This is a genomic window from Stecheria intestinalis, from assembly GCF_009696165.1.
GTDB classification, from domain to species: Bacteria; Bacillota_I; Bacilli_A; order Erysipelotrichales; family Erysipelotrichaceae; genus Bulleidia; species Bulleidia intestinalis.
The window spans coordinates 36,435-50,488 of sequence record NZ_VUMN01000023.1; the positions used below are offsets into that span (position 1 = coordinate 36,435).

The 14,054-nt window shown below is 50.0% G+C and carries 12 protein-coding genes; 11 read left to right on the plus strand and 1 reads right to left on the minus strand.

Going from position 1 to position 14,054, the window contains the following annotated elements:
* Positions 1-4: 4 nt before the first annotated feature.
* Positions 5-1,723, minus strand: a complete 1,719-nt coding sequence (locus FYJ51_RS09500) for a carbon starvation CstA family protein (RefSeq protein WP_154505253.1) — start codon at positions 1,721-1,723, stop codon at positions 5-7.
* Between the two features lie 520 nt (positions 1,724-2,243).
* Here FYJ51_RS09500 and FYJ51_RS09505 point away from each other — a divergent pair.
* The 11 genes from FYJ51_RS09505 to FYJ51_RS09555 all read left to right on the plus strand — a co-directional run bounded on the left by FYJ51_RS09505 (position 2,244) and on the right by FYJ51_RS09555 (position 13,768).
* Positions 2,244-3,335 carry an endonuclease/exonuclease/phosphatase family protein gene (locus FYJ51_RS09505; protein WP_154505255.1) on the plus strand — a complete coding sequence of 364 codons (1,092 nt, stop codon included), beginning with the start codon at positions 2,244-2,246 and terminating at the stop codon, positions 3,333-3,335.
* Positions 3,336-3,511: 176 nt separating this feature from the next.
* Entirely contained in the window at positions 3,512-4,924 is a 1,413-nt protein-coding gene (gene mgtE, locus FYJ51_RS09510) for a magnesium transporter (RefSeq protein WP_154505257.1), read from the plus strand.
* Between the two features lie 17 nt (positions 4,925-4,941).
* The gene (gene pyrR / locus FYJ51_RS09515; protein WP_154505259.1) at positions 4,942-5,478 is read left to right on the plus strand and encodes a bifunctional pyr operon transcriptional regulator/uracil phosphoribosyltransferase PyrR; all 537 of its coding nucleotides are present in this window, start codon (positions 4,942-4,944) and stop codon (positions 5,476-5,478) included.
* Between the two features lie 568 nt (positions 5,479-6,046).
* Positions 6,047-6,433 carry a hypothetical protein gene (locus FYJ51_RS09520; protein ID WP_154505261.1) on the plus strand — a complete coding sequence of 129 codons (387 nt, stop codon included), beginning with the start codon at positions 6,047-6,049 and terminating at the stop codon, positions 6,431-6,433.
* A gap of 59 nt (positions 6,434-6,492) precedes the next feature.
* The gene (locus FYJ51_RS09525; RefSeq protein WP_154505263.1) at positions 6,493-7,191 is read left to right on the plus strand and encodes a TIGR00266 family protein; all 699 of its coding nucleotides are present in this window, start codon (positions 6,493-6,495) and stop codon (positions 7,189-7,191) included.
* A gap of 107 nt (positions 7,192-7,298) precedes the next feature.
* The gene (locus FYJ51_RS09530) at positions 7,299-7,568 is read left to right on the plus strand and encodes a hypothetical protein (RefSeq protein ID WP_154505265.1); all 270 of its coding nucleotides are present in this window, start codon (positions 7,299-7,301) and stop codon (positions 7,566-7,568) included.
* A 113-nt stretch (positions 7,569-7,681) separates the two neighbouring features.
* Entirely contained in the window at positions 7,682-8,431 is a 750-nt protein-coding gene (locus FYJ51_RS13875; protein WP_154505267.1) for a LytR/AlgR family response regulator transcription factor, read from the plus strand.
* A 46-nt stretch (positions 8,432-8,477) separates the two neighbouring features.
* The gene (locus tag FYJ51_RS09540; protein ID WP_154505269.1) at positions 8,478-8,777 is read left to right on the plus strand and encodes a hypothetical protein; all 300 of its coding nucleotides are present in this window, start codon (positions 8,478-8,480) and stop codon (positions 8,775-8,777) included.
* Positions 8,774-10,792: a clostripain-related cysteine peptidase gene (locus FYJ51_RS09545; protein ID WP_154505271.1), complete on the plus strand. Its 2,019-nt coding sequence runs from the start codon at positions 8,774-8,776 to the stop codon at positions 10,790-10,792. Before FYJ51_RS09540 ends, FYJ51_RS09545 begins: the two co-directional genes overlap by 4 nt.
* A gap of 348 nt (positions 10,793-11,140) precedes the next feature.
* Positions 11,141-12,979, plus strand: a complete 1,839-nt coding sequence (locus FYJ51_RS09550; protein ID WP_205946283.1) for a sensor histidine kinase — start codon at positions 11,141-11,143, stop codon at positions 12,977-12,979.
* A gap of 180 nt (positions 12,980-13,159) precedes the next feature.
* Positions 13,160-13,768 (plus strand): hypothetical protein, encoded by a 609-nt coding sequence (locus tag FYJ51_RS09555; RefSeq protein WP_154505275.1) that lies wholly within the window; start codon positions 13,160-13,162, stop codon positions 13,766-13,768.
* Positions 13,769-14,054: the final 286 nt, after the last annotated feature.

A 14,054-nucleotide genomic window follows, 5' to 3' on the forward strand; every position in this document is an offset into this window, starting at 1 on the left:
CTTCTTAAGCCGTCTGCTTTCTCATCTCATCCTGCTGCTTCGGCTTGAGCAGTGTCTTCATGCAGGTCACTACCACGACAACTGCAAGGATGATCAGGAATACCGCCAGGATCAGCTGCAGGCCGTTGACCAGGAATACTGCTGTGCCATTCATATAAGCCTGGACATTGTTCACAACATTCAGAATGATTGCCGTGAAGGTAACTGCGAGCATGATCACCATCGGTACAAGTACCATTTTATTCTCTCTCCTGGTTGCTTTCAGGAAAACTGCGATGCCAAGCAGAACCAGGGCAGCGAGCATCTGGTTGGCAGCCCCGAACAGTGCCCATACATTCTGATATCCGCCAAGGCATAATGCATAGCCGAGAACCAGCGTGCAGACGGTAGCGACATAGCGGTTCGTGAGGAATTTCTTCCATGCCGGCTGTTCTTCGTCTTCATCCATGAAGAGTTCCTGGAAGCTGAGACGTCCGATTCTTCCGACGGAATCAAGTGTGGACAGAGCGAGGGCAGAGATGCACATCGTCATGAAGACATTTGCAAAGGTTTCCGGGACACCGAGCTGTTCCATGAATCCGGCAACACCTGCAGAGAAGATCTGGAACGGAGTAAGTCCGGAAGGAACCGTTCCGTTGACTGCAACTGCGCCGACAACGATCAGAGAGATGACGCCAAGCAGAGTTTCAGTGAGCATTGCACCATAGCCGACCGGAAGCATGTCTTTTTCATTCGAGATGGTCTTGGAAGAAGTTCCGCTGGAAACCAGGCTATGGAATCCGGAAACTGCACCGCAGGCGATCGTGACGAACAGCGTCGGGAACATATAGCTCTTGGAACCGGTAGAAGAGGTGAGAACGAATCCGTTGAAGGCATTCAGCTTCATTTCCGGATGGCCTACGACGACCCCGATGACGCCGCCGAGGATCATACCCAGCAGCATGAATGTGGTCATGTAGTCTCTAGGCTGCATCAGAATCCACATCGGAACGACAGCTGCTGCAAACAGATAGACCATCAGGACGAGGTTCCATTGAGAAGCGGTGAGGTAGACCGGAAGCTTCATGCCAAGTGCGAACATCAGAGCGATGAAGACGATGGCGGTGACGAACTTCCAGCGTTCTGTCATCTTCTTGCCAAGTGCTTTCTGCATGAGTCCGAAGACGCAGGCAAAGCCGACGAACAGGAAGGAGATGGTTGCGGCAGCAGCACCATTGAAATTCTGCGTGACGGTGCCATCTGCAGCGGTGACATATCCATTGAACGTGGAAGAAGTCATGGACGTGAAGGCAGCGATGACCAGGCAGCTGAACAGCCAGCAGAATAACGTGAAGAATTTTCTGCCCATCTTGCCGATGTACTGCTCAATGACAAGACCGATGGATTTGCCGTCATTCTTGACTGAAGCAAACAGGGCACCGAAGTCCTGGACTGCACCGAAGAAGACTCCGCCGACCAGCAGCCAGACGAGAACCGGAACCCATCCGAATACTGCCGCAAGGATCGGTCCCTGGACCGGGCCGGCACCGGCGATGGAAGAGAACTGGTGGGTGAATACGGTCAGACGGGAAGACGGAACATAATCCTCGCCGTCGTTATGGACGACGGCCGGTGTCGGTGCTTTCGGGTCAACGCCCCATTTTTTCGCGAGCCACTTACCATAGAAGGTGTATCCGCAGAGAAGTACTGCAACTGCAAAGACTAAGATCACAAGACTGTTCATGACAGTTCCCCTTTCTTGAGAAATGAAATGGAGATCGTGTAAACAAAAACGCTTTCGAAATCGGCACATTTCTGTGCGCAAAGACGAAAGCGTTCAGCTCTTCCGCGGTACCACTTTGCATTCCATGGGTTTTACATGGCACTTTTACCTGTCTATCAACAGGCTCCTGGATAACGGCCGGATGCCGGCAACGCCTACTTTGTTCGGGCTGCTGCTCGCAGAGGATACTTACAGTCGCTCTCCATACGGTTTCTCACCTGACTACCGTTCTCTGTTATGGATCAGAAGACTGCAGCGTGTTCTGTTCGTCGCATTTCATTTCTGATAGTTCAGATGATACTCATGGTGATGAAACGAGTCAACGGATTCTTACACTATTTTTCATGAAATGAAATTTTCAGCATGAAAAAGATGGAAAATATTTCACGAAACTGTTTTCTGGGTGCGGACACTTCCGAAGAGATGTCCAGAAGTTCGGCCCTGTACAGAAGGACTACATGCTATTCTGAAAGCAGAATGGATGGAAAAAGATCATATGAACAAGAAACATCAGATAGGAGTTCTGCGCCTTCTTGGAAGGATTGTGCTGGTTCTCGTGCTGATCATTGCCTGTCTGTTTGCCTGGCTGACGATCGCGGAATACCAGCCGGAAGCACAGGAAACGCTGGAAACAGCAGGAGAGGCATCGCAATCGATCGAAGCCGGAAGCACGCTGAGGGTGGTGACATGGAATTGCGGCTATGGAGCCCTGGGATCGAATGCGGACTTCTTCATGGATGGAGGAACAAGCGTATTCCCTTCTGACAAAGAGCGGGTTCAGGAAAATCTGGAAGGAATTGCGGATACGCTGAAGAATCTGGATGCGGATTTCATGATCCTTCAGGAAGTGGATCGCAATTCTGCTCGGTCCTATTCGATCAATGAGGAGGAATACCTGAGAGAGCAGCTCGGAAATCCGATTTCTGACTTTGCCTATAATTATAAAGTTCCGTTTATTCCCTACCCGATTCCGCCGATGGGAAAAGTCGAGAGCGGGATTCTGTCGATGTCTGCTTCAGAAATCACTTCTGCAGTGAGGCATCAGCTGCCGGTTCCGTTTTCCTGGCCGGAGCGGCTCGGCAATCTGAAGCGGTGTGCAGTCGTGAATACGATTCCGATTTCCGGAAGCACGCATAGTCTGGTCTTGGTGAACCTGCATCTGGAAGCGTATGACGATGGCGAGGGGAAAGCGGCTCAGACAGCAATGCTGAAGGAAATCCTGGAAGAACAGTATGAAGCCGGAAACTATGTGATTGCCGGAGGAGATTTCAATCAGACGTTCTCTTCGGCAGATCTTTCTGCTTATCCCTTGAAAGAGGGGATGTGGAAGCCTGGTATCATCGAGGCTTCTGACTTTGATGAAGGGTGGCAGCTGTGCATGGATCCATCCGTGCCGACCTGCCGTTCGCTGGACAAGGCTCTCGATGGAGCTGATGTGAATGAGTTTCAGTTCTATGTGATTGATGGCTTCATCGTCTCCCCGAATGTCACGGTTCATGCATGTCATACGGAGGATGCAGGCTTTAAGAATACGGATCATAATCCGGTGATCCTGGATTTTACATTAAACTGACAATCTGTTTCTTGAATTTGACTTGGTTCGAGTATATCCTACCTTTGACAAAGGAAAGAGAGGTGGTTTCTGCATGGCTGGCGGTGAGTCGGGTCGAATAAGCAATACATGCAGAAACCGCCTTTTATTAGGGTAAAGACCGGCGGTTTCTGTCTGAAAGAAAAGAGGAACGGAATATGGCAGAAAATACCGAACAGGAAGTAAATCAGGAAACCCATCATAATTACTCAGAAGACATTCTGAAGATTATCCGCAGCAATCTCCCGGAAGATGAAATCCGGGATAAGCTGGATGAATATCATGAAAACGACATCGCTGATGTTCTTCCTCAGCTGACGAAGGAAGAACGCATCCATCTGCTTGAGATCCTCGGAGCAGATCGTATTGCCGAAGTCATGGAATACGTGGACAATGCGGATGATTACCTGAAGGAACTCGATGATGCCAGAGCAGCGGATATTCTGGCTGGCATGGAAAGCGATGAAGCAGTCGACCTGCTGAAGGAATGCGGACCGGATTATGCAGACCGCGTTCTCAGCAAGATGCCTCCGGAAACCGGGGCACAGCTCAGGCGGATGGCGGCATATGATGAAGATGTCATCGGATCCCGCATGACTACGAACTTCGTCTCCGTATACATGCATATGAGCGTGCCGGAAGCGATGAAGTCAGTCATTGCCCAGGCGGCAGATCATGATAATATCGCTGAGATCTTCGTTGTCGATGAGCGTAAGAACTATCGTGGTGAAATTGATCTCAAGGATCTGATCATTGCCCGCAAGGATACGAGTCTGGAAGATATTACCGTGACAGCCTTCCCGTCTGTCTATGCAGATGAGAAGATTGCAGATTGCCTGTCTTCAATCCAGGATTATGGTGAAGAGGCAATTCCGGTTCTTTCTCGAAAGAATACGATTCTTGGTGCTGTGACCGCAGCGGATCTCGCTGAAGTCGTCGATGATGAGATGAGCGATGACTACGCGAAACTCGGCGGTCTCTCAGAAGAAGAAGATCTGAATGAGCCGGTCATGGTTTCCGTGAAGAAGCGGTTGCCGTGGCTGATTCTGCTGTGTGTGCTCGGCATTCTGGTGTCTACGGTTGTCTCTCTGTTTGAAACCGTGGTAGTGACTTTGCCGGTAATCATGGCATTCCAGTCGATGATTCTTGATATGTCCGGAAATGTCGGTACGCAATCCCTGGCCGTGACCATCCGGGTGCTGATGGATGAGAATCTCTCTCATAAAGAAAAGAACAAGTTCATCCGGAAGGAGATGACGACCGGATTCATCAATGGTCTCATCACCGGATTGTTTGCATTCGTATTTGTCGGAGTATATCTGATGCTGCTGAAGAAGATGCCGGCAGGACAATCGTTTCTGATCTCGCTATGCATCGGGTCTTCGCTGCTGGTTGCGATGGTGATCAGTTCCGGAGTAGGTACTTCGGTGCCGATGTTCTTCAAGAAGATCGGGGTTGATCCGGCAGTTGCGTCCGGACCGCTGATCACGACCATCACAGATTTGGTCGGTGTGGTATGCTTTTATGGACTGGCATGGATTCTCTTAATTGAAACATTCCATCTGGGCTGATCATCAAGAGGTGGGAAATGAAACTCAAAGCATCAATCATGGACGAAGCGCAGCTGGAACGTTCCATGGCACGCATTGCGCATGAAATCATTGAAAAGAATAACGGAGCAGAAGGAATCTGCCTGTTAGGCATCAAGCGGAGAGGTATTCCGCTTGCGGAAATGCTGCAGGCAGATATCAGAAAATTTGAAGGGATTGAGGTGCCGATGGGACATGTCGATATTTCACTGTATCGGGATGATCTCTCTGAGCTCGGCGATATGCCAAGGACCAGCGACTGCCTGATTCCGGTTGACTTGAAGGATTATACGGTCGTTCTGGTGGACGATGTTCTGTATACCGGCCGCACGTGCAGGGCGGCAATCGATGCCGTGTTCCAGAGCGGCAGACCGAAGGCGATCCAGTTTGCAGTGCTGATTGACCGAGGCCATCGGGAACTGCCGATCCGGCCGGATTATGTCGGAAAGAATATTCCGACCAGCCGGAATGAAATGGTTTCGGTGCTTGTCAGCCCGATTGATGGCAGATGCGGTGCTGAACTGTACGAAATATAAAAATGATGCTGGCTATGAAGGGCTTTTCTTCCCTCTGCGAAAGAAGAGCCTTTTCAATGCATATTCCGTATGCGTGCGGCAGGACATGGTGGTCGGACGTCCTTCCTGCACTTTTGTTTATATGCAAAGCTGACTCGCGGAAGATCAGCTGTCATCGGAATTCTTCTGCATTCCTGGAATACCTGATCTTTGCACCGGATCAGATGCGCAGAAAGATTTCATGCGAAATGAATATGTGAGAACTTGCACTCTATGGCATACTGTTTCTACGCGTACCTTGCGCAAGAACTATATATTGGTGAATTTTATGCAATCTATGAGCCATACCCCGCTCTTACCCCGGCGGGGTTTTTCGGTGGACGGTGAGCGGTACCCGAACTTGAGATGCAGTTCTTATCACATGAATAAGCATCCTGTCAAGTACCAGTTTTTCCTTCTTTTGCGCTTTTCCGTACTTTTTTCACAACGGCATGAATTTTATGATGAATACAGCTTCAGGAAAGGGCCGGAACCACGAACCAGGAGAGAAGCATCAGCAATCATCTTTATTAAAGAAAAGGAGAAAATCATGTTCGGAGTAAAAGTCAAAACGGTTAACACAAGCAAAGAGTACACGATTGAGGAACTCTATGATGCCATCAAGGGACACAGCTTTTCCGCTGGCGCGCCAGCACTGACAAAGCATGGATTGGCAACCATCATCACATTCCCGCCGCTGGATCGTCACAACCAGGTCTGGATTGTTCCGATCGTCGGTTTGAAAAAGTCCTCGACATCTAAATTTCAGATTTCAAAAAATGATGCTGCAGGCGTAGGAAACATGGCTGTCAACGGCATCCTGAGTGACCTGACCGGCGGGATCACGAATCTTCGCAGTGCTGCCGGCGGAAATGCCAAGAAGGCAGAGAAGCTGGTTGATCTGACAGTCGATGAACTGAATGCGATGAACCTGTAAGCGGCAGCGCAGAACATCGCAGCTAGCGTAATAGATCATAATTGAAGGAGAATATACAGATGAATTTTGAACTTGTTGGAGAAGCAGGATTTCAGCTGGCAAAGATTCACCTTGGCAATGGAGAAACAGCCAAGATCGAAAATGGTGCCATGGTATACATGCAGGATGTGACGCTGGAGGGAAAACTGAATAGCAATAAGAAGGGACTCGGCGGGTTCCTCAGTGCTATGGCGAAGAGCATTGTCAGCGATGAGAGTATTTTCATCACGCAGGTAACGGGGACGACTCCTGACGGCGTGGTTGCCATCGCACCTTCCGTTCCGGGAAAAATCGCCAAACTGGAGGTCGGCGCACGCCAGTACCGCCTGAATGACGGCGCTTTCTTTGCCTGCGACGATTCGGTTAACTACAAGATGCAGAAGCAGGATCTCAGCCAGGCTTTCTTCGGAGGTTCCGGCGGTCTGTTCGTCATGGAGACAGAGGGACAGGGCGATATGCTGATTGCTGCATACGGGGACCTCGTTGAAGTAGAATGCACACCGGCAAAGCCCGTTACGATTGACAACGAGCATGTTGTTGCCTGGGATGCTTCGCTTTCTTACAGCATTGAAGTGGCATCGGGTTCCTTCGGCTTTACGACCGGCGAGGGTCTTGTCAACAGATTTACCGGATCGGGTAAGATTCTGATCCAGACGAGGAACATCAATGCGCTGGCAGATGCTGTTAAGCCGTTCCTTCCGGATAAGTCTTCCAACTGATCCTGGAACAATTCAGCAGCCAGATGTCAGGCGGAGACTTGTTCTCCGCCATTAATCTGGCACTTCATGTTGCAGCGCTGGTGCGCTGACGGAAAGGGGATTATGATATGAAACAGCCTTCTCATGGGAAAGCAGTTGCTAGTCTGCTGCTTGGTATTATCGGTGTTATCTGCTGGTTCTATGGATATTCGTCCGTGGTGTCGATTATCCTTGGTATTGTTGCTGCAGAGCTTGCCAAGGCCGCAGCCAGAGACGGAAATACTGAAGGTATCTGCACCGCAGGAAAGATTCTTGGACGCATTTCGCTCATCGGCGGAATTATCTTCCTTGTCCTGACCTTTGCTGTGGTAGGCGGACTGATTGCGGCATCAATGTAATTTTCTGATCTGCTTCATGCAGCGGGCGGCGTCCGATCCTTTCCGGGATGCGGCGCCGCCTTCTGTATATGCAATCGTATGTTTCCCAGAAATAGAAAGGAGGTACGCGGATTGTGGAAAAACTTCATATCGGTATCTGCGAAGACAACAAGGAAGAACGCGTGAGGCTGCTCAGGCTGGTTTCAGACTCGTATGCCGAGCTATCTGCGGAGGCATTTGAGAATGCAGAGGATCTGCTGGCTGCTTTTTATCCGGGAAAGTATGATCTGATTATTTTTGATATCTATATGAGCGGCATGACGGGCATTGAGGCATTGGAGCAGATCAGGCGCTCGGATGTGCGCGTGGTTGCTGCGATTGCCACGACAAGTCAGGATTTTGCACTTGAATCGTATCGTCTGCATGCGGCCCGCTACCTGGAAAAGCCGGTTGATAAAAAAGAGATCCGGGATCTCATTCAGTTTGTGATCAGCCAGAAGGAATTCGGGCCTCATTATGAATGCGAGACCGCAGATGGGCGAATGAGAATTCCCTTTGATCGTATTCAGTTCGTGGAGCAGAGAGGAAAAAATCTGATCATCCATTTAGAAAAAGGGCAGGAACTGACGATACGGGGAAAGCTGGATGAAGTACAGTCAGCGTTTCCGGAGAAATATTTTTACCGGTGCCATAAAAGCTATCTGGTGAATCTGCCGAATATCCGCTGCATTGACAGGACCCTGCTTACCTTTGTCATGGAAGACGGGCAGCAGGTGCATATTCATCGGCAGGGATTTTATTCTGCCAAGCGTGCATATGAACAGTATCTGTATTCGATTGCAGAAGGGTGGAAGAAACAGGTACAGGAGGATCATTCCGAATAGGCAGAAAAGAGCAGATGGCTGCGGCAGAAGATACATGGAGGAACTGATGAAAAAATATCTTTCGATGTTATGGGATGGGATCGTGATCCTCTGGGAGGATTATCTTCTTTATCTGCGTTTCGTGTTATACACCGTAGTCATCATCTTCCTGATTATCGGAGCAGCCGCCGCCTTTACGGGAGCATTGGGGCTGGGTATTTTCCTGATTGCATTCAATGCATTTCTTCTGCTTCTCATGAGAAAGCTGAGCAGGTCGGCAGACGCAGACTTTGAGAAGGACTTTCAGGAAATGGTGCGCAAGAATCTGGAGGAGCAGAATCCGACCGACGGAAAGCAGAAATTATGAAGAAGACCAAACAGATTGCCCTGCTCATTGCAGGGCTCTTCACGCTCATGTCTGGATGCGCAGACGCAGAGACAGCTGCATCAGATCCGAAGAAAATGGCAGCGAAGGCAGGGACAATTGCCGGAAGCACGGATCCCGGCTGGACGATTATGGTTTACCTGTGCGGGTCTGATCTGGAGAGCAGCAGCGGAATGGCCTCTATGAATCTGGAGGAAATGTGCAGTGCGGTGATTCCGGACAATGTTAACGTTCTGGTGGAAACCGGCGGCTCCTCTGCATGGTACTGGGACGGGATTGAAACCGATGTGCTTGGACGATATCAGGTGGTTGACGGCAGCCTCGAGGAAGCGGAGACCGCTGAACTAGCCTCGATGGGAGATCCATCAACGCTGACTGATTTTATCCAGTGGGGAATGGACAATTATCCCTCAGAACATTATGGTGTGATCCTCTGGGACCATGGCGGCGGCAATGCGGACGGCGTATGCTATGACGAACTCTATGACGGCGATAACCTGACATTGCCTGAGCTGGGATCGGCGCTTAGCGATACTGGCAGCACGCTGGATTTCATCGGTTTTGATGCCTGCCTGATGGCAAGTCTCGAAACAGCCAAAGTGATCAGCGGCTCCGGGTATTATATGGTAGCATCCGAGGAGACGGAGCCGGGCCAGGGATGGGACTATGAGTCGATGCTGAACGCCATCGGGGAGGATCCTTCCATGCAGGGCGATGTGCTGGGACAGGTCATCTGCGATGCCTTTTTGGATAAATGTCTCCGCCTGGATTGCGCGGACGAGGCAACGCTGTCCGTAATCGACCTGTCTGCTGTCGATATGCTGGATCGCACCTTTGATGAATATACCAGCGGCATGGCGATGGCGGCCGACGATGTGGAAGCCTTGAACAGCGTGGCATCAGGTGCTGATCAGACCGAATCCTATGGCGGCAATACAGATGCCGAGGGTTATTGCAACATGGTCGATGTCGCTGATCTGGTCAGCAACACGCAGGATTATGTGCAGACGGATGGCAGCGGCCTTCTGACGGCGATCGATGAAGCGGTCGTATACAGCGTACATGGAGACAGCAGAGAGAATTCACATGGCATCTCGGTGTTTTATCCGATCGAAGTGACAGAGGACGAGCTGTCAGTCTACATCCAGAATTCGGACAACACGCCTTATCTGCAGTACATTGCAGCGGTTACGGATACCTATGGAGATGTGGACTGGGACCAGGAATGGGCAGACTACGATTCGTCCGTATGGTGGAGTTCATCCGAGGAGGATGTGCAGGAGCTCTTGACCGATATGCAGCCGGTGTCCGGAAGCAATTTCGATGTGCAGTATGAGCAGACGAGTGGTGATGATGGCTATCTGCACCTGTCAATTACCTCCGGACTGGAGGCTGTGAAATCCGTTCATTTCCTCCTCTGGTACATGACCGACGGATCTGAAGATGGATCTGCTTCGGAATTTGTCTACCTCGGCGAAGATAATAATATCGACAGCGACTGGGAAAACGGCAGGTTCAAAGATAATTTCTTCGGTCAGTGGATGACGATCGGCGGCGAGTATGTAAATGCAGAGCTGATCGAGGAAACAGAAAGTTACAATCGGTATTCTATTCCGGCGGAGGTCAACGGGAAAGAGACGAACATCCGGGCTATTTACGACTATTCCACAGAGACCTACCGGGTGCTTGGTACCTATGATGGCGTTGAAAGCAGTGACGGGATCGGAAGCATGACGAGCCGCGGCATTACCCCGCTGCAGGAGGGGGATGAGATCGTGTTTCTCCTGCCGGCTTATGAAGCGGATTCGGAGGAAGAGGTCTGGTATTACACGGATGCCGTGACATGGTCAGACGATGTCGTCATGGAAGACCAGGACATGGGGGATGGATCCTATATGTATATGTTTGAAATTACCGATGTTTTCGGAGTGGAATATGATACGGAACCGGTCGTCATGGTTGCAGATGGCGATACCATTTATCAGATTTCGGAATGATCACAGACGAAAGTACGTGAAGTCCGGAAAATAAAGCAAGGATCAAAAAGAAGCGCAATTCATCCCTGCCTGAAGCAAGGGATATTCTTGCGCTATTTTCGATTATCCGGCGGCAGCTGTCTGAACTTTGCAGGACATGACTGAAAAAACAAGAGCGTCAGACGCAGGCTGAGAGGCTGCAGTGATCGTATACTATAGATGCCGCTCAGCGGCAGGAAAAGCATATCAAATATCAGGAAGGCGAAGCAGCACGTGAAAAATTCTAATCATGTTTGGAATCTGCCTGGCAGATCCGGGATTGTTTTCCATTCTGTCTGTATTGTTTTTTTTGTGATCTGCACGATTGTCATGATCTTTCGCATCATGGCTTATCACAGCTATGGAAACCTGGCGGGGCAGGCAGCTTCCGTGACACAGATCGAATCTGCTCAAGTCACGGTGAACGGAGAAACGAAGCCCTGCAGTCTTCCGACGAAATTGAAGAATCTGGACCCCGGAACGCCAGTAGAGGTCACATTCACCTTGAATAATGCGTCCAATGATACATGGATGCAGATCCGTACGGCCTTCGCTCCCGTCACCGTATATGAAAACGGCAAAAAGGTTTATGAACTCGGCTCCAAGGATACGCGTCCTTCATTTATGAAGGATCCGGGCACCATGATCCAGTTCATTCAGGTCAAAGAGCAGGGCGAGGTTGAGATCACCCTGCATTACACATCACCGACAAGCAGAAATTTTCTTACCGTTTCTGCTCCGCTGATTTCCAATCAGGCTGGCCTGCTGCGGTACGATAGTCAGAAGCTCGAATATGTCATGGGCGAAAGTTTTGTTCTGCTGATCGGCGGCCTGCTTCTTGCGGGCATCTCGGTTTTTATCATCCATCTGATCCATGAGGGCGTCATTCTGCTCTGTATTGGAGTTTTCACAGCCATCACCGGCCTGTGGGGAATATCCAATTGCGATCTTGTGCTGTTCTTCCTGAATGATCCCAGCCTCTGGTATATTGTCAGCTATGTCTGCTTTTTCAGCATCCTGATTCCGCTGGAGATGTTTCTTGAGGAATATGTTCATTTTCATTTCCGGAAACTTCTGCAGTCGCTGCACTATGCACTCTGCATCATGGTGCCGCTGACGGTAATGCTGCAGCTGACCGGAACAGTCATGTTTTCACAGAGTGTTCGCATTTATCAGTGCCTTCTTCCCGCTTCTATTCTTGCTTTCACAGTCGGCGTTATATGGGAAGCGGCAAGGTATCGCAGCAGGCCTGCCGGACAGATGATTCCGGGCATGGTGATCCTGAGTCTGTCGACCATCGCGGAACTGTTCAATTACAGCGGGAGCCTGGAGTATGATAGTTCGTTTTATTATCTTTTTGGCACGGGCATTTTCTGTCTCTACATGTGCTTTGTCGGGGCAGTGCAGGTCCGCAGGTCTTATGAGGACAGGCGCAAGGCACATGAACTGGAGCGTCAGCTCACGCTGATGAATCAGGAGATTATCGAGCAGAAGAAATATCAGGATATGGTGCTCAGCCATGAAAGGCAGCTCCGCCGTCTGCGGCATGATTACCGTCACCAGATTACGGTTCTTCAGGAATTTGCGAGAAATGGAGAAACAGAGGAACTGTCTGCATACCTGTCTGAGATGATGAAGGCTATTCCGCAGAATAGCGATATCCGCTATACCCAGAACATTGCAGTCAATGCAGTCATTGCCTACTATGCTTCTCAGGCAAAGAAAAAGGGTGTGCAGACGGATATTGACCTGCAGCTGGCCGCGACGCTTTCCATGGATATGGAACAGAGTCTCTGCGTAGTTTTCGGAAATCTTCTGGAAAATGCCTGTGAAGCCATAGACCGACTGGACCGCGGGGATAATGGTGCTGCGGATAAGGGCGGAGAGCAGAAAAGGTTTATCCGTCTTTCGGCTGTGGAACATCAGGGAAATCTGATCATTCATATGGAGAACAGCATGGACGGAAAGATCAGAAAATGGGGAAGATTTTATATTTCCAGCAAAAGGCAGGAGGTCGGCATCGGTCTGAGCAGTATTTCCAATATTGCGGAAATGCATGGCGGAGATGCTGAATTTCATGGCGAAAACGGGGTGTTCGTATCGGATGTCTACATGGAACTGTTCCCGGAAGATCCTCAGAAATACGAACTGCAGAGAGATTTTTCTTAACTGCATTTGTCTGTTTGTCAAGTGCCGATTTTTCTGGAATCCGTCATTTTTTCGCGCTTTTTGGCATTCTGAAGTGCTGGTAGCATGTTACTAGATTCCGTTGCTGCTTGTTCGAATCAGCAGAAGAGAACTGCGCTCGAATGAGTCAGATCGGGAAGAAAAACAAAAGGAGAGAAAGAAATGACGTACAAGAAACTTATGGGTATTATGATGGCTGCTGCGATGGCAGCGACGCTGACATCAGGCTGCGGAGGCTCTTCCGACAGCGCAGCAGAAGAGGACACTGCAGTCTATACCGAATCTGCTGAAGCTGAAGAGTCTTATGCTGCAACGGAAGAAGCAGAGGAAACAGCTGAAGCGGAAGAGTCTGCAGATTCTGAGGGATTCTCGCTCAACGATGTAACAAGTGACATGATCACTGCTGCGGTCTATGCGCAGAATGCTGACGGTGACGAGCTGGTGCTTGCAACGTACGATGCGCCGTCCGGAAACACTTACGCTACACTGGTTGATGCGACCAACAGCGATCTGTGGACGATTCAGGTAACAGCTGACGGAACGCAAAGAGAAGATGTGGAAGCGGAAGACGGCTCAACAGTTTCTCTTACAGTATTCAGCGGTGCTGATGTCTATACGGGTGATCCGATTGTGATCGGCCTGGCAGAGCCGGAAGACGGAAGTGCTTGCTACGTCTACGACACCAACGGCAACATTTATGCAGGACAGCCGCTGACGGGCGACGAAGCCGTGACCTATCTTGGTGCTGCAATCGCTGTGGCGGCACAGTAACCTGCTGCTTAACAGCTGACCGTTTAGCGTTAATAGTCACAGGCGGCCGCACATCCCATGGCTGAAGCTCAGTGGGGGTGCGGCCATTTTTATACGATCTGATGGCTCAATGACTTCGGTCATTGGGCAATCAGATTTAAAACTAAGAAAGGATAAAAATAAAAGCCGTATTTGCACAAGGGGGCTGAGGATCTTACAAATCTGGCTTACTCTTGCGATACAGCTCTCTGTAGCGAAGTGTTTTCGGGTTTTCAAAACTCAAATTCAGCAGCCGGTCTAATTTCTC